This window comes from Bradyrhizobium sp. Ken01, from assembly GCF_055807355.1.
In genome coordinates this window covers 13,653-35,081 of the sequence record NZ_JBVVPC010000058.1, presented here as the reverse complement: position 1 = coordinate 35,081, position 21,429 = coordinate 13,653, and the positions used below count along the sequence as shown (strand labels likewise).

Below are 21,429 nucleotides of genomic sequence, written 5' to 3'. Positions count from 1 at the left end.
TCAATCGGTTGCGTGCGTTCCGCACAGCGAAAAAAGAAGGGCCGGCAACGATGCCGGCCCTTCATCATGATAAGGTCTTGGTAACCGTTTAGTAGCGCGCGACCGCCGAGTTGGCCCAGTTGAAGCGGTAGTTGACGCCCGCCTTGATGGTGTGGTCGTCGGTGGTGAAGTTGCCGGTGCCCGCCAGCGGACCACCGGTGAAGTGCGCGTCGCCGAAATTGTAGTACTGGTACTCGGCCTTGGCCGACCAGTTCGGGGCGAACATGTATTCGAGGCCGGCGCCGACGGTGTAGCCGTTGCGGTGGTCGCCCGTGATGACGAAGGCAGCCGGCACGCCGCCGACAGTGACCTTTTCGTTGTTGTCCGAATAAGCGTAGCCGCCCTTCACATAGAGCAGGCCCGGACCCCAGGTGTAGCCGACGCGGCCGGTGATCGAGCCGAGACCGCGCTGGTCGTTGGTGTAGGCGACGCCACCCGGGAACACCGCGCCGACGCTGCCGGAGAGCCAGGAATACTGGCCTTCGACACCGACAACGAAGTTCGGGTTGAACTGCCAGTCCGCACCAGCCTGCAAGCCGCCGAGGAAACGGCCGTTGCCGTTATTGCCGGTGGAGAGGCCGCTGAAATTGTTGTCGCTGGAGAACGCGCCGCCGACATGGCCGCCGATATAGAAGCCGGTCCAGTTGTAGATCGGCGCGGCATAAGCGGGCGCGGGCGCCTTATAGTAATTGCGGTTACCGAGATCGGCACCGACCGCCGGTGCGGCAGCGCCCACCACGAGCAGCGCAACGGTCGCAAACAGAAACTTCTTCATCGTCCAAACTCCAACACTTAGGTCCCCGGCAGGCGCGCTTTCCGCGCCGTCGTTGATTCTGCAGATAGCTCGCTTTTGACGAAAATGCTGTCACATCCGTGGCACAGCGGCAGCCAACCTAACGTATTGGGCTGCAAATGATTTTCGTGCTTAATGGCGGCTTAAGAAATGGTGAAGGAAGGCTTAACCCGGCGCTATTAGGGTAACTTGCGCGCGCATCTCCTTAACCAAGACGGCGCCGCGCCTCATCGCGCATCTGTTCGCGGAATGCAGCGCGCTTTGCGGGCCGGTCTTCCTCGCGCACGTCATGGCGATCGAAGACGTCGAACTTCTCCAGGATCGGATAGCGCTCGCTCGCCATCGCGAGCACGCGCAGCACCTTGGTCGCCGACGGTGTCGGGCCGCTCACTTCCCAGCGCCGAATGGTGTCGGCGCCGCCCTTCTCCGGCAATCCGCAAAGCCGGGCCATGTCGGCCGCGGTGAGCTTGCGTTCGAGGACGTCTGAGAGATCGTTGCGGAGTTGCTTCAGTTCGGGACCGGTCATGTCGCCTCAATACGCGCAGTCGATGAGGTGAATGCACTAGCGCTGATTCGGGTCCATCCGAAGGCGAGCCGCGCGTCAGAGGCGGGCGTGCTAGTCTCGCGCCCGCCGGGCTCAGCAAAGGAAAGGATAGCCGCATGCCCGTGTTCAAGCTGCCTCTGTCGGGGGACGTCGTGCAGTCCATCAACCCGATCACGTCGTTCTTCAGCCCGACCGGCGGCCAGTTCGGTCTCGTGAACATCACGGTGGGCCAATCCTCGGCGCCCGATGTCGAGAAGGACCTGCTGTCGGATGTCGGCAGTTACGGCAAGCAGATCGGCCAGGTTGCGGATGCGCTGCTCGTGGTCATTGAGCATCTGGAAGCGCTCGGTGACAGCGCACTCGGCGACGACAAGGCAATCACGGCTTTCAAGGAGCTGATGCACTCGGTCGCGACCGTCAAGGAGCGCCACAACCGCAAGGCCTGTCGTCCGCGGCGGCGCTGATCAAGCCGTGCAACCGCTCCCCGGCACCTTCGCCCGCGCACGGAGTTATGAACGGGACCGCTATGGAATTCTTCCGAACAATGAACACTTGGCGCAAGGGGTCCACGGCGACCAAAGGATCAGCCATGACAAGCCTCAAATTCGCAATTGCCGCACTTATCACGGTTGGCCTAACTACGGCCCCCTCCGTTGTCGAGGCGAAGAAGCACAGATCCGCCAGACATTACAGCTCCGGTCTCGCGGCCCCGAACTATGGCAGCGCTGGAGGGGCGATGGCCGCGCCGTCGAGGGCTTACGGTAGCTCAGGACAGTCGGTCGGGACGGTCACGGCGCCGTCGATCGGCACGTATAATTGGCCGTCGGTCGGCGTGACCAACGCAGTCCCGACCTGGAGTAACACAAACCCGCCCGCCCGGTAGGCGCGCCTGTTCGGCGAGCCAATCCCGGTCTCCGCCTGCCGGTCGCAATGCCAGAGAAGATGGAGCGCGACCAGTAATGATCATGGCGGTGGACCAGGCATTTCGGATCGTTCAGGGACAGCGCAGCTCGATCCTAAATTCCCCGGCCGGCCTGTTGGCCGATCACGCAACGCCATCCGGCGAGACGCTCGGCCGGATGCTGGTTCATCCATTCGGCGAGCTGTGGCGCACCCATCAGGCACGATTGCATCGAGACGTCGGCGAAGTCGGATGTGGTGACGGTCTGCTCGTGACAGTTCGCTGGAGAGGCGAGGTTGCAGAGCACGGCGATGATCTTGATCACGCGAGGTTGCCTCCGTCGCCGCGACGCGCGGAGGCTCCGCTCGACGATTCGCTTGCCGGATCAGCCGGCGGGAAAATGCTGTCGTAGATCGCGCGCGCTTCCTGGATGAGGCGAATGCGCTCGCGCTCGGATTTCGAGACAAACTCAATAACCTGGCCCATGTCGGCTCCAATAGATCCTCGATCCATCATCACATGATGGAAATCATTTCATCCGGATGTGGGGTGCCGGCTCCGGCTTTGCAGCCGTGCGGGCGGTCACGAGGGATAAAAAGCCCGTGAGTATTCCGTTCCTGAGGTGGAGCAGGATACCTTCAACGATGCGCCCGATCTCACGGCGCATCTGTTCGGTGGGGACCGCTTCGCTTCATCGTGATGAAGAGTTGAGCCCCGCGGGATGATGGCACGGCGGCACATTTTGTCGCGCGTGGGGTTGTAAGGTCACTCAGTGCACGGGTTGCCTCGACGAACGGCATCGCGATTGAGAGACCGCGCCCGAAAGGATCAGCCATGACAAGAACGAAACGCTCCATTGCTGCACTTATTGCTCTCGGATTGTCTGCAACGCCACTCGCTGCAAACGCACAAACGTCGGGGACGGGGACACCAAACAGCACGAGCGGACGCTCCGGAGCACCGGTACAGCAAGGGACCATTGGAAGTTCCGGGCAGACCGTCGGAACCGTGACAGCGCCGTCGATCGGAACGTCCAACCAGCCCTCCGTCGGCGTAACAAACTCAGTCCCCACCTGGAACAACACGAACCCCAGAACCAAGTAGAAGCCGCGATCGGCTGATTTAAGCTGTCGGCGCGTGCTCTCTCTGCCCGGGGACGGCCGCGAGCAGTTCGCGCGTATAGGCATGCTCGGGCGCGGCGAACAGCTGAGCGGTCGGTTTCAGCTCGACGATGGCGCCGCGCTGCATCACCGCAATGCGGTCGCAGATTTGCGCCGCAACGCGAAGGTCGTGGGTGATGAACAGCATCGAGAGGCCGAGGCGAGCTTTGAGGTCTTCGAGCAGCCTCAGGACCTGCGCCTGCACGGAGACGTCGAGCGCCGAGACGGCCTCGTCCGCGACGATGATCTCGGGCTCGAGCGCGAGCGCGCGCGCAATGCCGATGCGCTGGCGCTGGCCGCCGGAGAATTCATGCGGATAACGCTCGAGCGCGCCGGCATCGAGCCCGACCATCTTGAGGAGATCGCGAGCGCGGTCCAACGCCACCTTCGGATCGGTGCCGGCCGCGATCGGGCCGTCGGCGATGATGTGGCCGACCTTGCGCCGCGGATTGAGCGAAGCGAACGGATCCTGGAAGATCATCTGGATGCGATGGCGCTCGGCGCGTAGTGCCTTGCCCGCGAGCTTTGTGAGATCGGTCTCGCCGATCCGCACGGTGCCGCGATCGGCTTCGATCAGCCGCATCACCAGGCGGGCCACCGACGATTTTCCGGAACCGGATTCGCCGACGAGGCCGAGCGTCTCGCCCTTGAGAATCGTGAAGTTGACTTCGCGCGCGGCATCGACGCGGCGGTCCTCGCGAAACCAGCCGCCCGAGGTGACGTAGGTCTTGTCCAGTCCGATCACCTCGACCGCCTTGGCCTGGTCGTCGAGGGGGCTGCGGGTGGGCGGGTCCATCGTGGGCACGGCGGCGAGCAGCGCCTTGGTATAGTCGTGCTGCGGCGCGTTGAAGACCGCCGAGGCGGGCCCTTCCTCGACCACCTTGCCATGGCGCAACACGACGACCTGGTCGGCGATGTCGGCGACGACGCCGAAATCATGGGTGATGAACATCACCGCCATGTTGCGATTGCGCTGGAGGTTGCGGATCAGCTTCAGGATCTGCGCTTGTGTGGTGACGTCGAGCGCGGTGGTCGGCTCGTCCGCGACCAGCACCGCCGGTTCGAGCGCGAGCGCCATCGCGATCATGGCGCGCTGGCGCTGGCCGCCGGACAGTTGGTGCGGATAGGCGCGCACGATGCGTTCGGGGTCGGGCAGGCCGACTTCGCGCGCCAGCGACAGCGCCTTGGCGCGCCGCTCCTTCGGCGTGAGCAGGCCGTGCGCCTCGAACATCTCCGCCATCTGGTCGCCGATCCGCATCAACGGATTGAGCGCGGTCATCGGCTCCTGGAAGATCATCGCGAGCCGTCGGCCGCGCAGATCGCGCCAGCCGTCGTCGTCGAGTTTGAGCAGGTCGCGGCCTTCGAACTGGATCTCGCCGGAGGTGACGGTGACCGTGTCAGGCAACAGGCCCATCAGCGCGTGCGCGCACATCGATTTGCCGGAGCCGGATTCGCCGACGACGCAGACGATCTTGCCGGGCCTCAAATCGAGCGAGACGCCGTCGACCGCGAATGGCCGTTCCGCCCCCTTGGGCAACGCGATCCGCAGATTCTTGATGGAGACGGCGGGCGGTGCGGTCATGATCAGCGGCCCTCCCGCGACAGTCGCGGATTGAGCGCGTCGTTGAGGCCTTCGCCGATCAAATTGAGGCCGAGCACCGAGATCAGGATGGCGACGCCGGGAAACACGGTGATCCACCAGGCCTGGCGGATCACGGTGCGGCCGGCGCCGACCATGTAGCCCCAGGAGATCAGATTGGGATCGCCGAGGCCGAGGAATGCCAGCGAGGATTCCAGCAGGATCGCGGTTGCCACCATCAGCGAGGCCAGCACGATCACCGGCGACAGCGTGTTCGGCAGGATTTCGCGCAGGATGATCCAGGTGTTGCTCTGGCCCGTGACCACGGCGGCCTGGACGTATTCCCGCGTGCGCAGCGACAGCACCTCGCCGCGGACGAGGCGCGCGACCGGCGGCCAGCTTACCAGCGCAATCGAGGCGACGATCGAATAGATCGAGGGCTGCAGGATTGCGACCAGCACGATCGCGAGCGCAAAGCTCGGAATGGTCTGGAAGAACTCGGTGAAGCGCATCAGGGCGTCGTCGGCCCTGCCGCCGAAATAGCCGGACATGGCGCCGATCGGCACGCCGACGACCAGCGCCACCAGGGTGGAGACCATGCCGACGAGCAGGGAGACGCGTGCGCCAAAGATCATGCCGGCGAACACGTCGCGGCCGAGCGCGTCAGTGCCGAGCGGCACGGTCGCGAGCGTGAACGGCGGCAGGAACGGCCGCTGAACCATGCGCCAAGGCGAGTTCGGGAACAGCATTGGACCGAACAAGGCGACCGAGATCGCAAGCAGCAGGATGATCAGCCCGATGACGCCGCTCGGGCTCCTCATCATCGATTTCCAGAACTGTTTCATGTCGTGAATTCGATGCGCGGGTCGACCAGGCGATAGACCAGGTCGGTGATGAGGTTGAAGATCAGGACCATGGCGGAGCAGATCACGAAGACGCCGAGCAGCAGATTGTAGTCGCGCTGGAGCAGGGCGTCGTACATCAAGCGTCCGATGCCGGGCCAGGCGAACACGGTCTCGGTGATGACGGCGCCGCCGATCAGGGTGCCGGAGTGGACGCCGGCGAGCGTCACGACGGGCAGCAGCGCATTGCGCAGCACATGACGGCGCTGGATCACGGCGTCGGACAGACCCTTCGCGCGCGCCGTCTTGACGAAGTCGAGACGCTTCACCTCCAGCATCGAGGCGCGCGTCATGCGGGTGTAGGTCGCCATGAAGAACAGGCCGAGCGTCATCGCCGGCATGATCAGGTGCCTTGCGACGTCGACAGCATGAGCGAAGCCGGTGAGGTTGGCGCCGACCGTTTCGTAGCCGAAGCTCGGCAGCCAATCCATGGTGACCGAAAACAGCAGGATGCTCATGAGCGCCACCCAGAAGATCGGCATGGCGTAAAAGATGAGCGCAAAGACGGTGATCGCGGTGTCGAGAAAGGTTCCGGCAAAGCGCGCGGCGAAGGTGCCGAAGAGAATGCCGAGCACGAGCGAGATCGCGAAGGCCGTCAGCGTCAGCAGCAAGGTCGCCGGCAGCCGCTCGCCGATCAGCTTCGCGACCGGTGCCTGCTGGCGGAAGGAGAAGCCGAGGTCGAGGGTAGCAATGCCCTTGACGTAGATGAAGAGCTGCTCGGGCAGCGGCTTGTCGAGGCCGAACTTCTCCCTGAGCTGCTGAACGAAGATCTGGTCGCTGGCGCCGGCCTCGCCCGCCATCACCACGGCGGGATCGCCGGGCGCAAGCCGGATCAGGAAGAAATTGAGGACGACGATCGCAAGCAGGACGATCACGCCCTTCGCGACACGCTGAGCGACAAAGGAGAGCATTGTTGGATGGCGATCAGATCAGGTTGAACACACGGCAGTTGCGGTGCGCCCCCTCTCCCGCTTGCGGGAGAGGGTAGGGGAGAGGGTATTTCCGCAGAGGGATTGCCAAGTGGAGAGAACCCTCACCCGCTACGCTCTTCGAGCGTAGCGACCTCTCCCGCAAGCGGGAGAGGTAAGGGGAGCTTGGAACGCCCGTCATTACTTGTCGAGCCATGCGTCCTTGAAGCCGTCATTGACCCCGATGCCGGTCGTGATCAGGTTCTTGACCTTGCAGCGCATGATGGTCGGGAATTGCAGCTCGAGCATCCAGGCCACCGGCACGTCCTCGACCAGGATCTTCTGCGCCTTCTCGTAGATCTCCTTGCGCTTGGAGTCGGGCGTTGCCACCGCGCCGTCGGCGAACAGCTTGTCGATCTCAGGGTTGGAGTAGCCCTCGACGTTGTTGAACACCTGGCCCTTGGCGATGGCGCTGGAGACGTAGTTGCGGCCGACGCCGAGCGCGGGATCGCCGTATTGGTACAGATAGGTGAAAGCGATGTCGTAGTCCCAGTCGCCGATCTTCTGGTTGCCGCCGGCGACGTCGGTGGCGATGGTCTCGATGTTCATGCCAACGTCCTGGAGGTTCTGCTTCACGGCTTCACCCCAGCGCTGCCAGGTCTCGCCATAGGCGAGCGGCAGAAGGCGGATCTTCTCGCCCTTGTAGCCGGCTTCCTTCAGCAGCGCCTTGGCCTTGGCGGGATCGTAAGGATATTTCGGCACGTCGTTGGTATAGTATTTGATGGTCGAGGCGGACGGGCCGGTCGCGACCTTGCCGAGCCCGTTCCAGATCACGTCCTTGGCGAAGTCGCGGTCGATCGCATACATGACCGCCTGCCGCACCCGCTTGTCGGCGAGCGGACCCTGGCGGTTGTTGAGCCACAGCCAGGCCAGCGGTGAGAAGAACTCCCAGCCGGCACCGGTGACGCAGGTATCCTTCAGCTTGGACAGCCGCGGCACGTCGAAATTCTCGACCGAACCGCCGGGCAGCACGTCGACCTTGCCGGTCTCATACGCCACCGAGCGCGCCGCAGCGTCGGGAATGATCTGCCAGTAGATCTCGTCGAGATAGGGCTTGCCCTTCTCGTAATAGTTCGGGTTCTTGACCAGGCGGATGAAGGAGCCCTTCTGCCATTCCTTGAACATGAAGGGGCCGGTGCCGACAGGGGCGTTGTTGTAGGGATTGGTCTTCCAGTCGGTACCTTCATAGAGATGCTTCGGCACCATCGGCATCGAGCCGACCTCGAAGATGCCGAGGAACGGACCGAACGGCTGCTTCAGCGTGAACACCACCGTGTAGTCGTCGGGAGCCTCGACCTTGTCGACCTGCGCGAGATTGTTGCGGGCGCGCGCGTGGGTCTGCTTCAGCATCTCGAGCGAGAACAGCACGTCGGCGGCGGTGAACGGCTTGCCGTCGTGCCAGGTCACGCCCTTCCTGAGCTTGAACGTATAGGTTTTTGCGTCTTCGCTGACACTCCAGCTCTCGGCGAGCTCCGGCTGCGGTTCGAGCTTGGGGCTGTAGCGAAGCAGGCCTTCGAAAATGTTGCCCGACACCATCTGCACCGGGCCGTTCTGGACCATCGCCAGCATCAGGCCGGGCGGCTCGGGCTGAATCACGGCATTGATCGCTCCACCCGCTTTCGGCTCTTGCGCCAGCGCAGGAGCAGCGAGGCCGCAAGCCAGGAGGACACCAAGCAACACTCGTTTTGACATGTCGTATCTTTCTCAAGCGAGACCAGCCGCAAACGCTTCGCACGTCATGGCGCGCAAAGCTACGGCCGGCCCATCCCAGTCCCCATCCGGGATCGAGGCTCACACGGTCTCATTCGGCGCCGCAAGATGAAAGTCTCGACAATGTTCGCACAAAAAATGTACAGCGCGTCCTGTTATGGCGTTTGGCGGCCAAGCCGGCGCCGCCGCGCCGCCCGGCCTCAGGAGGGCCGCAGCACCCGTTGCAACTCGGCAAGCGCGTCCGCGAGTTGCTCCCGGTGCGCGATGTCGTCCTTGGGGATGGCCGCGACACTGCCCGCGAGTTCGCGCAGGATCCCGGCGAGCAGGCCGAAATTGAGGTGCAGGTGCACCGATTTGCGTTCGTCCGCGGTGCCCGGATGCTGCAGCACCAGCGCAACGCCGCTGCCGTCGAGACGTGCCTCGAACCGCGACGAATGCCCGAAGGTGCCGACATAGAACTTGTCGGGATATTCGAGCGCGATCTCTGCCTTGTCGGGAACCGGCTTGGACATGTGAGCCTCATTTGTGTGGGGCTATTCTGGCCGGGAATAAACTCGGCCGCCTTGCGATAGGTCAGAGGCGGGCTCGTTCCGGATTTGATTCGGATCAAAGCCGGGCTGCCGCTTCTGCGATCTGATGGTAGGACGGGTGAAGCCCCGCGTGCCTGGTCAAATGCGAGTGCATCGGCGATGAACGTCCGTTCCACCCCATCCGAAGCGGATTCAGACGATATCTTCATCTCCTTCGCGGACGAGGCGTCGGCACGTTGCGCGCAATTGCTCGGCAATGCCGGCCTCAGGCTGACGCGCCATCGTCTGGCGCTGGGCCAAATGCTGTTCCTCTGCCCCCATCGTCATGTGACAGCGGAGGGGCTTTATGAAGAAGCGACGGCCGCCAATCTGCGGCTGTCGCTCGCGACCGTCTACAACACGCTGAACCAGTTCACCGAAGCCGGCCTGTTGCGCCGGATCGCGGCCGACGGCATCAAGTCGTTCTTCGACACCGACACGTCCGTGCATCCGCATTTCTACCTCGAAGGCGAGGATGTGCTGGTCGACGTCACCGACGGCCTGACCTTCACCAGGATGCCCGAGGCGCTCCCGGGCCACGAGATCGCGCGGCTCGACGTCGTCGTCCATCTGCGCCGCAAGCGCGACGCAGACTCGACATGAGGATCGTCTAGCGCAAGCCGGCCCGCCGGAATCCTTCCAGATAGTGCTCGCGGTCGGCCTCGTTGGCCCATGGCAATTGCGTCGAAATCCAGTGCAGCGAGATGTTGGGCTGGGTACGGCGGAGCTCGCCCAGCGCCATCTCCGCAAGCACGCCGTCGCCGGTCATGCCGGCAGAAACCGCGAGCACGCGGTAGGCGCCGGTGAGGTCGCCCCGGTGGCGGATCGCCTCGCGCGCGAGCGCGATGGCCTCGCCATAGCGCCGCTCGGTGAAGCGGGCATAGCCGGCGATGCCGTGATAGATCGCCAGGGATGGATCGCGCGGCGAGAGCCGCATTGCCCTCTGCGCTGCCTCGAATGAATCCTTCGGTCGCCCGGCATAGGACAACGCCAGTGCGTAATAGCCTTGCGCCAGCGAGAAGTTCGGATTGAGCGCGAGCGCCTGCTCGAACTCGGACAGTGCGTCCGCAAGCCTTCGCGTCGAGAAGTAGACGCTGCCGAGCGCGGCGTGCGCCCAGGCATCCTCATGATCGCAGCGCACCGCGGCGAGCGCGGCGGCTTCCGCCGCTGGCGCCACCACGGCAAGCTCGGCCCAGCCGAGATGCACGCCGAACATGTGGTTCGCCGCGAGCACCGACAGCGCTTGGCCGTAGTTCGGATCGATTCCGACCGCACGTTCCAGCAGCGCCCGCGCGGTCTCGTGATCCCGCCGCGTCACGCGCCAGTAATGCGACAGCCCCCGCATCAGGAGATCCCAGGCATCCAGGCTCGCGGGGGGCTTGCGATGGGCGCGAAAACTTTCCGCCGCATGAATCTGCGGCTCGATCGCCGCGGCGATCGCGTTGGTGATTTCGTCCTGCACGGCGAACACGTCGACCAGCTCGCGGTCGTAGCGCTCGGCCCAGAGATGGCTGCCCGACGTGGCGTCGTTGAGCTGCGCGGTGATGCGCACCCGGTTGTCCGACTTGCGCACGCTGCCTTCGACGACGTAGCGGACGCCGAGTTCCTCGGCGATCTGCCGGATGTGGACAGCGCGGCCCTTATAGGTAAAGGACGAGTTGCGGGCGATCACCATGAACCAGCGCTGCTTCGATAGCGCGGTGAGGATGTCCTCGCTGATGCCGTCGCCGAAATAGTCCTGTGCGGGATCGCCGCTCATGTTCTCGAAAGCGAGCACCGCGACCGCCGGACGGTCCGCCAGGGCGCGCGGCAAAGCAGCGACGGCTTGCGTGGGGGCGGTCGCGGCTGCCACTTCTTCCCGGACTTCGCCGACGAAACGAAAGCCCTTGCGCGGAATGGTCTTGATCAGCCGCTGGCTCGCACCGTCGTCGCCGAGCGCCTTGCGGGCGGCGTTGATCCGGCTGTTCAGGGCGGAATCCGAGATGATCCGGTCGCTCCAGATCTGACTGATCAGGTCATCCTTGCTGACCACGCGGGTGCGCTGCGCCACCAGATAAAGCAGGAGATCGAACACCTGCGGCTGCAACGGCACGGCGGCTCCGCTGCAGGTGAGTTCCCGCAGGTCGCCGTCGAGCACATTGTTTTCAAAGCAAAATCGCACGTTTCTGTCGTCTCAAGCAAAAATCAAAGTCGTCTCAGGCGAAAATCAACCGTCCGCGAAAGTCTTGGGACCTTGGGTGCGCCATGGTGCAGCGACCAATGAAGTGCCGGCGTTTTGGCACAACGGAGCTGTTTATGACCCAAATTGATCATCAGGTTCATCCCATCGGCCCGGTTGCGGGCTCACGCATTTTCAAGTTCATCGCCTTTCTGTACGGAATTGCGGCGTATCTCGTGTTTTTCGTCACCATTCTCTACGCCATCGGCTTCGTCATGGGGCTGGTGGTGCCGAAGACCATCGACACCGGGACCGATACGCCCGCGGCCGAGGCCGTCATCATCAATCTGCTCGTGATGGCCCTGTTTGCGGTCCAGCACAGCGTGATGGCGCGCCGGCAATTCAAGGCCTGGTGGACGCAGTACGTCCCCAAGCCGGTCGAGCGCAGCACCTATGTGTTGTTTGCGAGCCTGTCATTGCTCCTCCTGTTCTGGCAGTGGCGCCCGCTGCCCACGGTCATATGGGATGTCGCGAACCCGGATCTTGCTGTGACGATCGTCACGCTGTCGCTGGTGGGCTGGGTGCTGGTGTTTACCTCGACCTTCATCATCAATCACTTCGAGCTGTTCGGATTGCATCAGGTGACCAATCATCTCGTTGGCAAGGAGGCGTCGCCGCCGCGCTTCAAGACGCCGCTGCTCTACAAGTTCGTCCGTCATCCGATCTATCTCGGCTTCATCATCGCGTTCTGGGCGGCGCCGGTCATGACCGCCGGCCATCTGCTGTTCGCCGCCGTGACCACGCTCTACATCTTCGTCGGCATCGCGCTGGAGGAGCACGATCTCATCGACCTCTTCGGCGACGAGTACCGGCAGTACAAACAACGGGTCTCGATGCTTATTCCCTGGCGCAAGTCGGTATAGCTTACGCGTCGTTCGGCCGCGTCCACCGAAAGGAGGACGCGCGGCGGCGCCGAGGCGCGTAACGGATCCTGCCGGACGCAACCTTCAACGCTTCTCGGGGTGATCCCCCGTCACCCTGACGCTATCAGTGCGAGCAAAGCTCGTCGCGACCCCGCATTCGTTTTTGCCGAGTTCTCGGCAAACAGGAGCGGGGAGAGGAATCTCAACAATCATCAACGGAGACGACCTAATGAAACATGTTGGAAACTGCTTCTGTGGCGCAGTCACGATCGAGGTCACGGGTGCGCCGGAGGCGATGGGCTATTGCCATTGCAGCTCGTGCCGCTCGTGGTCGGGCGGTCCGGTGAATGCCTTCAGTCTGTGGAAGCCCGAAGCGGTGCGCATCACCGAAGGTACAGAGAACGTCGAGACGTTTACCAAGACGCCGCTCAGCCAGCGCAAGTATTGCAAGAAATGCGGCGGTCATCTGATGACCAACCATCCGCCGCTCGGCCTGATCGACGTCTTCACCGCCGCTATCCCCACTCTCGCGTTCACGCCCGGCGTCCACGTCAACTACGCCGAGACGGTGCTGCCAATGCGTGACGGCCTGCCCAAGCTCAAGGATTTCCCGGCCGAGTTCGGCGGCAGCGGCGAGATGATGCAGGAGTAGCGGCCCCCATCTCCTCTCCCGCAAGCGGGAGAGGAGAAATTCGCTAGCTCATCCCCGCGCGCCGCAATCCCTCAAGGTAATGCTCGCGATCCTCGTCCCGCAGCATCGGCAGCTCACGCGTGATCCAGGCGAGCGAGATGCCGGGTTGGGCGCGGCGCAAGCCTTCCAGGGCGGACGCCGCGCGCGCGGAATCCCCCGACATGCCGGCGGCGGCCGTCAGCACCCGATGCGCGCCGACGAAATCGGCGCGCTGCCGCATCGACTCGCGCGCCATCTGTGCGGCTCCTTCGTAATCGCGGCCGATGAACCGGGCATAGGCGGCAACGCCGCAATAGATCGCCGCGAGCGGGTCGCGCGGGCTCAGCCGCAGCGCGCGGCGCGCGGCGACATCGCCGTTCTGCCATCGTCCCGCGTAACACAGTGTCACGCCGTAGAAGGCATGCGCCATCGCAAAGTTCGGATTGAGGTTCAGCGCCAGCTCGAATTCGGCCAGCGCGTCGTCGAAGCGGCGGCGGAATAGATAAGTGTATGCCAGGCCGTGATGGGCCCAGGCATCCTCACGATCGGCCTCCACCGCCGCGAGCGCCGCGCCCTCGGCGATCGGCACGGTCGAGGCCATGTCGGACCAGCCCATATGCGCGCCGAAGATGTGGCTGGTCGCGAGCAGGCCGAGCGCCTTGCCATAGGTGGGATCGAGCGCGACGGCCTTTTCGAGCAGTCCTTGCGCGGCGGCATTGTCCTCGCGGGTGATGCGCCAGTAATGCGACAATGCGCGCATCACGAGATCCCAGGCATCCAGGCTTCCCGGCGGCTTCTGCTGGGCGCGAAAACTCTCGGCGGTATAGAGCTGCGGCTCGATCGCGGCGACGATCGCCTCGGTGATCTCGTCCTGCACCGCGAAGATGTCCGCAAGCTCGCGGTCGTAGCGTTCGGCCCAGAGATGGCTGCCGGTCGAGACGTCGTTGAGCTGCGCGGAGATGCGCACGCGATCACCGCTCCGCCGCACGCTGCCTTCGAGCACGTAGCGCACGCCGAGCTCGCGTGCGACCTCGTTCATATGCACTGCGCGGCCTTTGTAGACGAAGGAGGAGTTGCGCGCGATGACGAAGAACCAGCGCAGCTTCGACAGCGCGGTGATGATGTCCTCGCTGATCCCGTCGGAGAAATAATCCTGCTCGCGGTCGCCGCTCATGTTGGTGAAGGGCAGCACCGCAATCGCCGGCCGGTCCGGTAGCGGCAGCGGGGCCTGCAGAAGGTTCGCTCCGAAGTCGGATTCCGGCGCGGTCGCCCCACGCTTGGTCTCGACGTCGCCGACGAAACGAAAACCCTTGCGCGAGATGGTGCGGATCAGCGCCTGGCTCGCGCCGCTGTCTCCGACCGCCTTGCGTGCCGCATTGATCCGGCTGGTCAGGGTGGATTCGGAGACGCTGCGCCCGTGCCAGATCTTGTCGATCAGCTCGTCCTTGCTGACCACCCGGTCGCGGTTCTCCATGAGGTGGACGACGAGATCGAAGACCTGCGGCTCCACGGCAACGGGAACCTGCTCGCGGCTCAGCTCGCGCAAGTCGGTATCGAGCAGGTGATCCCGGAACAGAAACTGCACGTCGAAAACTCAGACCTCACGACATCGGGCAACGATGAAATCAAGACGGATTTCGGCTGATGCCCATGAGTCCACCGAGGGGCCTGCCCGGTTCACCACGATCGCGTGATGGCAGGCATGCAGTTTACGGGGAGGAATGCAGCCTTGGTTAGAACATAGCCGGTTCGGCCGGATTGTCAGGGTCTCCTCACGTCATTGCGACCGCAGCGAAGCCATCCAGGCTCTCGCCGTGGAGACAGCGTGGATTTGCTTCGTCGCAAGGGCTCCTCGCAATGACGGTGTTGAGGCAATGGCGCGCGGGAGCTTCCCATTTTGTCCTGGCCTTCGCGACGACATCGAATGTGTGGCAAGCAATGAATGTCCATTGCCGAACAGTTCCGTGTGCGTAAGCTGCCCCCACACAAACGCAAACACGAAGATGCGCCCATGCCCGCTTTTCATGCCTCGACCACCGTGCTGGATTCCATGTTGTTCCGCGATGCCTTCGGCACGCCGCAGATGCGGGAGGTGTTTTCCGATATCGCGACGGTCGCGCGCTATGCCGAGGTCGAGGTCGCCCTGGCGAAGGCGGAAGCGAAGTGCGGGGTGATTCCGCAGGATGCCGCCGATCAGATAGCGGCTCGGACCGACGCTGCCGCGCTGGATTTCGACCTGTTGCGGCAGGAGACCGATGTCGTCGGCTATCCGATCCTGCCGCTTGTGCATCAGATTGTGAAGCAATGCGGCGATGCCGGCCGCTATGTGCATTGGGGCGCGACCACGCAGGACATCATGGACACCGCCGTGGTGCTGCAACTGCGCGCCGGGCTCGAGATCGTCGACCAGGACATCGCGAGCTTGCGCACAATCCTCGCCGACCTCTCGAAGCGCTACCGCGACACGCCGATGGCGGGGCGCACCCATCTTCAGCAGGCGCTGCCGGTCACCTTCGGCTACAAGACAGCGATCTGGCTCGCGATGTTCGACCGCCATGCCGAGCGTATCAGTGAATTGAAGCCGCGCGTCCTGGTCGGCCAGTTCGCCGGCGCCGCCGGCACGCTGGCCTCGCTCGGCGACAAGGGGTTCGAGGTGCAGGAAGCGCTCTGCGCCGAACTGAAGCTTGGCGTTCCCGCCTCGACCTGGCATGTCGCACGCGACGGTTTTGCCGAGGCGGTGAATTTCCTGGCGCTCGTCACCGGCTCCCTCGGCAAGATCGCGCTCGACATCATGATCATGGCCTCGACCGAATTCGCCGAGGTCTACGAGCCCTTCGTCAAGGGACGCGGTGCTTCCTCGACCATGCCTCAGAAGCGCAACCCGATCTCCTCGGAACTGATGCTCGCGGCGTCCAAGGCGGTGCGCCAGCACGCCGGCCTCATGCTGGATGCCATGGTGCAGGATTTCGAGCGCGCCACCGGGCCCTGGCACGCCGAATGGATGGCGATCCCCGAGAGCTTCGTGCTGACCGCCGGCGCGTTGCATCAGGCGAAATTCGCGCTCGCCGGCCTCATCGTCGACGAAAGCAAGATGAACGACAATCTGGCCGTCAGCCGCGGTCTGATCGTGGCCGAAGCCGTCATGATGGGGCTCGCGCCGCAGATCGGGCGGCAGGAGGCCCATGACGTGGTCTATGACGCCTGCCGGCTCGCCCATGAGAAAGGTCTTACACTGGCGGACGCGCTATCGTCCGATTCTCGCGTCTCTGCCAGAATCGACCGTGCCACGATCGAGGCGCTGACATCACCGAAAAATTACCTCGGCCTTGCTCCCGCCATGGTCGACCGGGTGCTGAAATCGGCAACGCGTTGAAAACCAAAATGCGCGAAACCGCGGATCTTTGGGGTGTCGCAAGGCACTCGCGCACTTGTGTCTCGCGATGCTAGACTTAGATTGAGCGAGAGACGTTCGGCAGAGGATTCGGCATGACTGGTCAACGCATCACTTCCACTCCCATCGATCCCGTGAAGCTCGACCGGCTGGCCGAGGTGGCGGTGAAGGTTGGTCTGGGCTTGCGGCCGGGCCAGGATCTGCTCTTGACGGCACCTGCGATCGCATTGCCGCTGGTGCGGCGGATCGCCGTGCATGCCTACAAGGCCGGCGCCGGCATCGTGACGCCCATACTCTCGGACGAAGAGATGACGCTGGCGCGCTACCGTCACGGTCACGACGACAGCTTCGATCGCGCCGCCAACTGGCTCTACGAGGGCATGGCCAAGGCGTTCTCGAACAACACCGCGCGTCTTGCCATCGTCGGCGACAATCCGATGCTGCTCTCGGGCGAAGATGCTTCCAAGGTCGCGCGCGCCAGCAAGGCCAATTCCATGGCCTATCAGCCGGCGCTGGAAAAGATCGTCAATTTCGACACCAACTGGAACATCATTGCCTATCCGAGCCCGTCCTGGGCGAAGCAAGTCTTTCCGAACGATCCTGAAGAGGTCGCGATCGGCAAGCTCGCGGACGCGATCTTCGCGGCGTCCCGCGTCGATCGCGAGGACGCGCCGGCCAATTGGGCGAGCCACAATGCGGTGCTGCGGGAGCGCACCAACTGGCTCAACGGCCAGCGGTTCCGCGCGCTCCAGTATTCGGGCCCGGGCACCGACCTCACCATCGGCCTCGCCGATGGTCATGAATGGGAGGGCGGCGCCTCGCTGTCCAAGAACGGCATCAGCTGCAACGCCAACATCCCGACCGAAGAGGTCTTCACCACGCCGCATTGCCGGCGCGTCTACGGCCATGTCGTGAGCTCGAAGCCGCTGTCCTACCAGGGCACGCTGATCGACAACATCGCAGTGCGTTTCGAGGACGGCAGGATCGTCGACGCCAAGGCCTCGCGCGGCGAGGAGGTCCTGAACAAGGTGCTCGACACCGACGAGGGCGCGCGGCGTCTCGGCGAAGTCGCGCTGGTGCCGCATTCCTCGCCCATCTCGCAGAGCGGGCTGTTGTTCTACAACACGCTGTTCGACGAGAACGCGGCCTCGCACATCGCGCTCGGCCAGTGCTATTCGAAATGCTTCGTCAACGGCGCGCAGCTCACGCCGCAGCAGATCGCGGCGCAAGGCGGCAACCAGAGCCTGATCCATATCGACTGGATGATCGGCTCGGCCGAGACCGACATCGACGGCATTCTGGCCGACGGCAGCAAGGTGCCGGTGTTTCGCAAGGGCGAATGGGCGAAGTAACTACGCCGCCGCGTTGCGCAGCATCGGGCTGTTGTCGATGCTGAAGCGGTTGAACAGGGTCGTGAACGGGCTGCCGTCGGTGGCCCGCACGACGGCGTCGGAGGCCGCCACCGCGTCGTAGAGCGCACCGACCGGATCATTCGCCTCGGGCAGGTCGAGACCCCCGCGGATTTGCTCGCGGGCCTCGTTGACGTCGTCCTCGTCGTCGAGTGTCGCCTCCAGCGCGTCCGCCGCCCGCCGCATCTCATGGAGGTCACCGCCGGCGGAAAATTTGAGGATGTCGAGCCAATAGGGGCGCGCCACAACGAGCTGGACGAAAGCCTCGAAACTCTCCGCGACGATTCCCGCGCGGCCTTCCGACGAGACGTAGAGTACGTTCTGAGAGGGCAGCAGCACGAACGCGCCGCCGGAGCCGTCACTGCCGATCTGCCAGGGGCTTTCGATGCCGTCGACGGTGAACCAGGGCTCCTCGTCGGTTGCGAAGGAGACATCAAGGCTGCCGAGCCAGGCGACGACCTCGCCTTGAGCTGCGAGAACCTCCGGGGTGAGGGGCATCGGTATGGCTCCTTTCAGATAGCTTCGCGCACTTTGTCGCACCCCGAAAAAGAAGGGTTCATGTGTGCGAAATTGCAGGGAAATTGGGACGTTAACCGTTTCGCGTCTGCAACTTGCGGCTGATTGTCGGGCCCTGCGTAAGAAAGAATTAAAAACCGGCTACTAGCGTTCCCGCCATCTTTGAACAATCCGGGCCGAGACCCGGCGGATCATATTTTATCCCCTGGGGGAACAGATGTCGCGCACATTGATTGAAATCAGTAGTTGCAATGTAGAGCTTGAGCTGCGGCCGATCGAGCCGTCCTGGATCATCGAGGGCAATCCGGTGTCGCGCTCGCACATCCTGTCCACCAGCGCCGACGGCACCGCTTCGACCATCATATGGGCCTGCACCGAAGGCCGATTCAACTGGTACTACGACATCGACGAGACGATCATGATCATGGAAGGATCGATCGTGCTCGAAAGCGACGGCATGCCGCCGAAGCGCTACGGCCCGGGCGACGTCATCTTCTTCCGCAACGGTGCGCACGCCAAATGGCATGTCGAAGGCCACGTCAAGAAGATCGCCTTCTGCCGCAAGACCAATCCCGTGATGATCGGCTTCCTGATCCGCGTCGTCAACAAGCTCAAGAAGATATTCGTCTCCACAGGCGAGCGCCGTCCGGCCTCGCTGATGGGCGCCGGTTAGAGTTCAATCAGTTTCAAGGACGCTTCCCAGCGGTCACGACGGAAGAGGGGCCGGGATCAACATCCCGGCCCCCTTCTCGTCATGGCGCCAATCCCTTTAAGGCAAATCGAGCCGGTAGAAATTGCTCGCGGTCTGCGAGAACAACGCCGTCTTCTCGGTCTCGCTCAAGGGCGCCGCGATACGCTTGAAGGCGTTGAAGATCACCTGGTAGCTGCACTGGCCCTTGTCCGGGGGGAAATTGCTCTCGAACATCGCGCGCGCGGGTCCAAACGCCTCGATGCAGGTTTCGACGTAAGGCCGCCACGCCGCGGCAAGCTCCTCGGATGACGGCGGCCTCTCGCGCAAATGGAAGTCGTAGCCGAGCAGGCACATCGCGAGCCCGCCGAGCTTCACCACCACGTTCTCGCATTTAGCGATCTCCTGGATCGAGGCGCGCCATTGCGGAAACACCGCCTCGCGCCGTCCGGCAAAGCGGCCGATTCCGGCCGGGTCCCAGGCCGAGGAATGCCGGATGCCGCGGAAGCGACCATTGCCTGCCGCGATCTCGGCCTCCAGCACCGGTTCTGCGGCATCGCCGAGCAGCAGATTGACGTGGCTGACGATGCCGGCGCAAATCGCGGCCTTGCCGTAACCGCCGCTGGCGCTCATCGCGGCGACGCCATTGGCGAATTCGACTTCGCCCACCGGCCGGAACGCCTCGGGCCCGTGCGCACGATACATCGAGCGGCAGTCGACATAGACGGTGGCGGTGACGTTGTGGCCGGAGGCGATATCGGCCGCCATCTCCTCGATCAGATAGCGGTGCCCGCGATTCCAGAGATGGTGATGGGGATCGACGATCGGCCGCGAGGGATCGATGATCTCCTCCCGATGCAGCGCGAGCCAGTCCTCGCGCGGCTCGACGAATAGCCCGCTCGTGTTGGCGGGCAGACCGCTTGCTGCCATCGGTGTTCGCTCCCCTTACGTATGCTTCTTGTTCGGGGGAGCCTAGCACCTCGTCATCGCGCGCAGCAGCGCGCGTTGCGCAACCGCACCCGTCATCGCGGGCACAGCGGCGCCGTCATCAACCCTTGCGCCGCTTCGCCCTCACATCGACCACCAGCCGCCAATCGGTTGCGCTGGCCGGCTTGACCTCGCCGAGCCAGTGGAAGAAATCCTCGGTGATTTCCGTAAAACTCCAGCGCGTCAGTTCGCCGGCTTCGGTCGTGCCTTCCTGCGCGATGTCGGCATTGCGTGGACGGCCGATCTGCTGGCGGAATATGCAGCGGCCGGGATCGAACCAGGAGATCCGCCAGGCATCGATGGTCGGATCGTAGACCCGCAGCGTCGTGCCGTACCAGTTGCCGGCGATCGGCAAGGCCGGGCTGCCGGTTGGGCGCGGAATGATCCAGACGTCCTGCACGGCGCGGCCCTCCAGTACCCAGCCGAAATGGATTTCGCCGGGGGCGGTATGCTTCGTTCCATCGGGTCCATGGGCGGTGATCTCGGCGTCCCAATCTCCGACGAAGCGGCCATAAAGCTGGAGCGCCGCCGCGTGCTCGGGGTTCGGTCCCTCCGCGTGCAATAATCTCGCAAAGTCGGTCATGTCGATCTCCTATGCTCAGGAGATCAGCACGATCGGGCGGCAGCCGACTTGGAGAAAATTGCGCGTCAGACGCCGTCGAGAATGATCACCGTCGGCTTCGAGGGCAACGCATCCCTCGAGATCCGGAAACTTCGTTCCATGCGGCGCTCGATCTCGAACTGCTGGCCGATGCGTTGCATGAAATCGTCGAGCGGGGTGGCGAAGCGGTGCATCGGCAGCACCACCGAGGCGCGCAGCCGCTTGGTGATCTCGGAGACGCCGTCGAGCGACATGGTGTAGGTGCCGTCGATCGGCACCATCACGATGTCGAGCCGCCCTATCTGGGCAAAGTGGCTGTCGTCGAGCTTGTGGTGAAGATGGCCGAGGTGGCCGATGCAGAGGCCCGCGACCTCGAAGATGAAGATGGAGTTGCCGTCGCGGATCATGTCGGCGCCGGAATCGTCGCCGAAGTAGCGGCGGATGTCGGTGGTGACGTTGCGGATGAAGGTGTCGCCGATGCGCTCCGATACGATGGCCGGCTTGCCGTCCTCGCCCCAGCCATGCAGCACACGAGGAATGCGCTTGTCGGGATATAAAGAGTAGTGCGTGCTGTGGGCCCGATTCATGGTGACGACATCGGGCAGCCGTCCCACCTGGTAGGCCCCGCTATAGTCGGTGGCGATGCGCAAGCCGCCGGGCGTGTCGATGAAATAGGTGGAATGTCCGGCATAGGTAATCTGGACTTCAGCCGAAGCTGCGGCCTGCCGGAACGCGACCGGCGTCGCGCGGGGTGCCGCATTCGCCATCGCCAGGCATTCGCTGCGCTGAGGTGATTGCTGCGCGAGGGCAGGTGAGAGGAACAAGCCGAAGAAGGCAAAGATCGTCAGGACCAGTTGAGACATAACGCGATCATCCGTTGCGCACCCGGCGGCCCGAAGAGTGTATCGTCGAATTTGCACG

At 63.7% G+C, this 21,429-nt stretch carries 24 protein-coding genes; 9 read left to right on the top strand and 15 right to left on the bottom strand.

What is annotated here, in order from left to right:
- Window positions 1-88: 88 nt before the first annotated feature.
- Both AC0L3S_RS34740 and AC0L3S_RS34735 read right to left on the bottom strand, forming a co-directional pair.
- Window positions 89-814: an outer membrane protein gene (locus tag AC0L3S_RS34740; RefSeq protein WP_473261024.1), complete on the bottom strand. Its 726-nt coding sequence runs from the start codon at window positions 812-814 to the stop codon at window positions 89-91.
- A gap of 223 nt (window positions 815-1,037) precedes the next feature.
- Window positions 1,038-1,358, bottom strand: a complete 321-nt coding sequence (locus AC0L3S_RS34735; protein WP_007599476.1) for a hypothetical protein — start codon at window positions 1,356-1,358, stop codon at window positions 1,038-1,040.
- A 134-nt stretch (window positions 1,359-1,492) separates the two neighbouring features.
- Here AC0L3S_RS34735 and AC0L3S_RS34730 point away from each other — a divergent pair, with 134 nt between their 5' ends.
- Together AC0L3S_RS34730 and AC0L3S_RS34725 are read left to right on the top strand one after the other, a co-directional pair.
- A complete protein-coding gene (locus AC0L3S_RS34730; protein ID WP_473261022.1) occupies window positions 1,493-1,840 on the top strand; it encodes a hypothetical protein in 348 nt (115 codons plus the stop codon).
- 125 nt (window positions 1,841-1,965) lie between these two features.
- Window positions 1,966-2,259 (top strand): hypothetical protein, encoded by a 294-nt coding sequence (locus AC0L3S_RS34725; RefSeq protein WP_473284249.1) that lies wholly within the window; start codon window positions 1,966-1,968, stop codon window positions 2,257-2,259.
- 133 nt (window positions 2,260-2,392) lie between these two features.
- Here the strand turns inward: AC0L3S_RS34725 and AC0L3S_RS34720 are convergent, their stop codons facing one another.
- Window positions 2,393-2,602 carry a hypothetical protein gene (locus AC0L3S_RS34720; RefSeq protein WP_007605116.1) on the bottom strand — a complete coding sequence of 70 codons (210 nt, stop codon included), beginning with the start codon at window positions 2,600-2,602 and terminating at the stop codon, window positions 2,393-2,395.
- The gene (locus tag AC0L3S_RS34715) at window positions 2,599-2,763 is read right to left on the bottom strand and encodes a hypothetical protein (protein ID WP_473261015.1); all 165 of its coding nucleotides are present in this window, start codon (window positions 2,761-2,763) and stop codon (window positions 2,599-2,601) included. Before AC0L3S_RS34715 ends, AC0L3S_RS34720 begins: the two co-directional genes overlap by 4 nt.
- 348 nt (window positions 2,764-3,111) lie before the next feature.
- On the opposite strand from AC0L3S_RS34715, the gene AC0L3S_RS34710 reads away from it, so the two are divergent.
- On the top strand, window positions 3,112-3,381 hold the full coding sequence (locus AC0L3S_RS34710) for a hypothetical protein (protein ID WP_473261013.1): 270 nt from the start codon (window positions 3,112-3,114) through the stop codon (window positions 3,379-3,381).
- 18 nt (window positions 3,382-3,399) lie between these two features.
- On the opposite strand, the gene AC0L3S_RS34705 is transcribed toward AC0L3S_RS34710, so the two are convergent.
- The 5 genes from AC0L3S_RS34705 to AC0L3S_RS34685 form a co-directional block, all read right to left on the bottom strand.
- Complete coding sequence (locus tag AC0L3S_RS34705) at window positions 3,400-5,019, bottom strand: ABC transporter ATP-binding protein (protein ID WP_473284247.1); 1,620 nt, start codon at window positions 5,017-5,019, stop codon at window positions 3,400-3,402.
- 2 nt (window positions 5,020-5,021) lie between these two features.
- Window positions 5,022-5,861: an ABC transporter permease gene (locus AC0L3S_RS34700; RefSeq protein WP_473284245.1), complete on the bottom strand. Its 840-nt coding sequence runs from the start codon at window positions 5,859-5,861 to the stop codon at window positions 5,022-5,024.
- Entirely contained in the window at window positions 5,858-6,829 is a 972-nt protein-coding gene (locus AC0L3S_RS34695; RefSeq protein WP_473261007.1) for an ABC transporter permease, read from the bottom strand. The genes AC0L3S_RS34700 and AC0L3S_RS34695 overlap by 4 nt, the downstream gene beginning before the upstream one ends.
- A 198-nt stretch (window positions 6,830-7,027) precedes the next feature.
- Complete coding sequence (locus AC0L3S_RS34690; protein WP_473261005.1) at window positions 7,028-8,578, bottom strand: ABC transporter substrate-binding protein; 1,551 nt, start codon at window positions 8,576-8,578, stop codon at window positions 7,028-7,030.
- 218 nt (window positions 8,579-8,796) lie between these two features.
- Entirely contained in the window at window positions 8,797-9,108 is a 312-nt protein-coding gene (locus tag AC0L3S_RS34685; protein WP_007599501.1) for a hypothetical protein, read from the bottom strand.
- A 177-nt stretch (window positions 9,109-9,285) separates the two neighbouring features.
- Between AC0L3S_RS34685 and irr the strand changes: the two genes are divergently transcribed.
- Window positions 9,286-9,768 carry a Fur family transcriptional regulator Irr gene (gene irr / locus AC0L3S_RS34680; RefSeq protein WP_473284243.1) on the top strand — a complete coding sequence of 161 codons (483 nt, stop codon included), beginning with the start codon at window positions 9,286-9,288 and terminating at the stop codon, window positions 9,766-9,768.
- A 7-nt stretch (window positions 9,769-9,775) separates the two neighbouring features.
- Here the strand turns inward: irr and AC0L3S_RS34675 are convergent, their stop codons facing one another.
- Window positions 9,776-11,326, bottom strand: coding sequence for a winged helix-turn-helix domain-containing protein (locus tag AC0L3S_RS34675; protein ID WP_473284241.1), 1,551 nt, complete (start codon window positions 11,324-11,326; stop codon window positions 9,776-9,778).
- A 134-nt stretch (window positions 11,327-11,460) separates the two neighbouring features.
- Here AC0L3S_RS34675 and mddA point away from each other — a divergent pair, with 134 nt between their 5' ends.
- Both mddA and AC0L3S_RS34665 read left to right on the top strand, forming a co-directional pair.
- On the top strand, window positions 11,461-12,246 hold the full coding sequence (gene mddA / locus AC0L3S_RS34670) for a methanethiol S-methyltransferase (RefSeq protein ID WP_473260999.1): 786 nt from the start codon (window positions 11,461-11,463) through the stop codon (window positions 12,244-12,246).
- Window positions 12,247-12,475: 229 nt separating this feature from the next.
- On the top strand, window positions 12,476-12,898 hold the full coding sequence (locus AC0L3S_RS34665) for a GFA family protein (RefSeq protein WP_473260997.1): 423 nt from the start codon (window positions 12,476-12,478) through the stop codon (window positions 12,896-12,898).
- Window positions 12,899-12,941: 43 nt separating this feature from the next.
- Here AC0L3S_RS34665 and AC0L3S_RS34660 read toward each other — a convergent pair whose 3' ends face one another.
- The gene (locus tag AC0L3S_RS34660; protein ID WP_473284239.1) at window positions 12,942-14,501 is read right to left on the bottom strand and encodes a winged helix-turn-helix domain-containing tetratricopeptide repeat protein; all 1,560 of its coding nucleotides are present in this window, start codon (window positions 14,499-14,501) and stop codon (window positions 12,942-12,944) included.
- 426 nt (window positions 14,502-14,927) lie between these two features.
- On the opposite strand from AC0L3S_RS34660, the gene pcaB reads away from it, so the two are divergent.
- Both pcaB and AC0L3S_RS34650 read left to right on the top strand, forming a co-directional pair.
- Window positions 14,928-16,289: a 3-carboxy-cis,cis-muconate cycloisomerase gene (pcaB, locus tag AC0L3S_RS34655; RefSeq protein WP_473284237.1), complete on the top strand. Its 1,362-nt coding sequence runs from the start codon at window positions 14,928-14,930 to the stop codon at window positions 16,287-16,289.
- Window positions 16,290-16,402: 113 nt separating this feature from the next.
- Window positions 16,403-17,659 carry an aminopeptidase gene (locus tag AC0L3S_RS34650; protein ID WP_473260991.1) on the top strand — a complete coding sequence of 419 codons (1,257 nt, stop codon included), beginning with the start codon at window positions 16,403-16,405 and terminating at the stop codon, window positions 17,657-17,659.
- Here AC0L3S_RS34650 and AC0L3S_RS34645 read toward each other — a convergent pair whose 3' ends face one another.
- Window positions 17,660-18,214, bottom strand: a complete 555-nt coding sequence (locus AC0L3S_RS34645) for a hypothetical protein (protein WP_473260989.1) — start codon at window positions 18,212-18,214, stop codon at window positions 17,660-17,662.
- Window positions 18,215-18,449: 235 nt separating this feature from the next.
- On the opposite strand from AC0L3S_RS34645, the gene AC0L3S_RS34640 reads away from it, so the two are divergent.
- Complete coding sequence (locus AC0L3S_RS34640) at window positions 18,450-18,905, top strand: cupin domain-containing protein (RefSeq protein ID WP_247432216.1); 456 nt, start codon at window positions 18,450-18,452, stop codon at window positions 18,903-18,905.
- 96 nt (window positions 18,906-19,001) lie between these two features.
- On the opposite strand, the gene AC0L3S_RS34635 is transcribed toward AC0L3S_RS34640, so the two are convergent.
- The 3 genes from AC0L3S_RS34635 to AC0L3S_RS34625 all read right to left on the bottom strand — a co-directional run bounded on the left by AC0L3S_RS34635 (window position 19,002) and on the right by AC0L3S_RS34625 (window position 21,371).
- Window positions 19,002-19,850 carry an amidohydrolase family protein gene (locus AC0L3S_RS34635; protein ID WP_473284235.1) on the bottom strand — a complete coding sequence of 283 codons (849 nt, stop codon included), beginning with the start codon at window positions 19,848-19,850 and terminating at the stop codon, window positions 19,002-19,004.
- 118 nt (window positions 19,851-19,968) lie between these two features.
- Complete coding sequence (locus AC0L3S_RS34630) at window positions 19,969-20,490, bottom strand: hypothetical protein (RefSeq protein WP_473284233.1); 522 nt, start codon at window positions 20,488-20,490, stop codon at window positions 19,969-19,971.
- Between the two features lie 65 nt (window positions 20,491-20,555).
- On the bottom strand, window positions 20,556-21,371 hold the full coding sequence (locus AC0L3S_RS34625; protein WP_473284231.1) for an MBL fold metallo-hydrolase: 816 nt from the start codon (window positions 21,369-21,371) through the stop codon (window positions 20,556-20,558).
- Window positions 21,372-21,429 lie beyond the last annotated feature (58 nt).

What these genes read in the sequence shown, in the direction of transcription:
- AC0L3S_RS34740 (WP_473261024.1), bottom strand. Translation starts at nt 814, where the DNA reads ATGAAGAAGTTTCTGTTTGCGACCGTTGCGCTGCTCGTGGTGGGCGCT.
- AC0L3S_RS34735 (WP_007599476.1), bottom strand. Translation starts at nt 1,358, where the DNA reads ATGACCGGTCCCGAACTGAAGCAACTCCGCAACGATCTCTCAGACGTC.
- AC0L3S_RS34730 (WP_473261022.1), top strand. Translation starts at nt 1,493, where the DNA reads ATGCCCGTGTTCAAGCTGCCTCTGTCGGGGGACGTCGTGCAGTCCATC.
- AC0L3S_RS34725 (WP_473284249.1), top strand. Translation starts at nt 1,966, where the DNA reads ATGACAAGCCTCAAATTCGCAATTGCCGCACTTATCACGGTTGGCCTA.
- AC0L3S_RS34715 (WP_473261015.1), bottom strand. Translation starts at nt 2,763, where the DNA reads ATGGGCCAGGTTATTGAGTTTGTCTCGAAATCCGAGCGCGAGCGCATT.
- AC0L3S_RS34710 (WP_473261013.1), top strand. Translation starts at nt 3,112, where the DNA reads ATGACAAGAACGAAACGCTCCATTGCTGCACTTATTGCTCTCGGATTG.
- AC0L3S_RS34705 (WP_473284247.1), bottom strand. Translation starts at nt 5,019, where the DNA reads ATGACCGCACCGCCCGCCGTCTCCATCAAGAATCTGCGGATCGCGTTG.
- AC0L3S_RS34700 (WP_473284245.1), bottom strand. Translation starts at nt 5,861, where the DNA reads ATGAAACAGTTCTGGAAATCGATGATGAGGAGCCCGAGCGGCGTCATC.
- AC0L3S_RS34695 (WP_473261007.1), bottom strand. Translation starts at nt 6,829, where the DNA reads ATGCTCTCCTTTGTCGCTCAGCGTGTCGCGAAGGGCGTGATCGTCCTG.
- AC0L3S_RS34690 (WP_473261005.1), bottom strand. Translation starts at nt 8,578, where the DNA reads ATGTCAAAACGAGTGTTGCTTGGTGTCCTCCTGGCTTGCGGCCTCGCT.
- AC0L3S_RS34685 (WP_007599501.1), bottom strand. Translation starts at nt 9,108, where the DNA reads ATGTCCAAGCCGGTTCCCGACAAGGCAGAGATCGCGCTCGAATATCCC.
- irr (WP_473284243.1), top strand. Translation starts at nt 9,286, where the DNA reads ATGAACGTCCGTTCCACCCCATCCGAAGCGGATTCAGACGATATCTTC.
- mddA (WP_473260999.1), top strand. Translation starts at nt 11,461, where the DNA reads ATGACCCAAATTGATCATCAGGTTCATCCCATCGGCCCGGTTGCGGGC.
- AC0L3S_RS34665 (WP_473260997.1), top strand. Translation starts at nt 12,476, where the DNA reads ATGAAACATGTTGGAAACTGCTTCTGTGGCGCAGTCACGATCGAGGTC.
- pcaB (WP_473284237.1), top strand. Translation starts at nt 14,928, where the DNA reads ATGCCCGCTTTTCATGCCTCGACCACCGTGCTGGATTCCATGTTGTTC.
- AC0L3S_RS34650 (WP_473260991.1), top strand. Translation starts at nt 16,403, where the DNA reads ATGACTGGTCAACGCATCACTTCCACTCCCATCGATCCCGTGAAGCTC.
- AC0L3S_RS34645 (WP_473260989.1), bottom strand. Translation starts at nt 18,214, where the DNA reads ATGCCCCTCACCCCGGAGGTTCTCGCAGCTCAAGGCGAGGTCGTCGCC.
- AC0L3S_RS34640 (WP_247432216.1), top strand. Translation starts at nt 18,450, where the DNA reads ATGTCGCGCACATTGATTGAAATCAGTAGTTGCAATGTAGAGCTTGAG.
- AC0L3S_RS34635 (WP_473284235.1), bottom strand. Translation starts at nt 19,850, where the DNA reads ATGGCAGCAAGCGGTCTGCCCGCCAACACGAGCGGGCTATTCGTCGAG.
- AC0L3S_RS34630 (WP_473284233.1), bottom strand. Translation starts at nt 20,490, where the DNA reads ATGACCGACTTTGCGAGATTATTGCACGCGGAGGGACCGAACCCCGAG.
- AC0L3S_RS34625 (WP_473284231.1), bottom strand. Translation starts at nt 21,371, where the DNA reads ATGTCTCAACTGGTCCTGACGATCTTTGCCTTCTTCGGCTTGTTCCTC.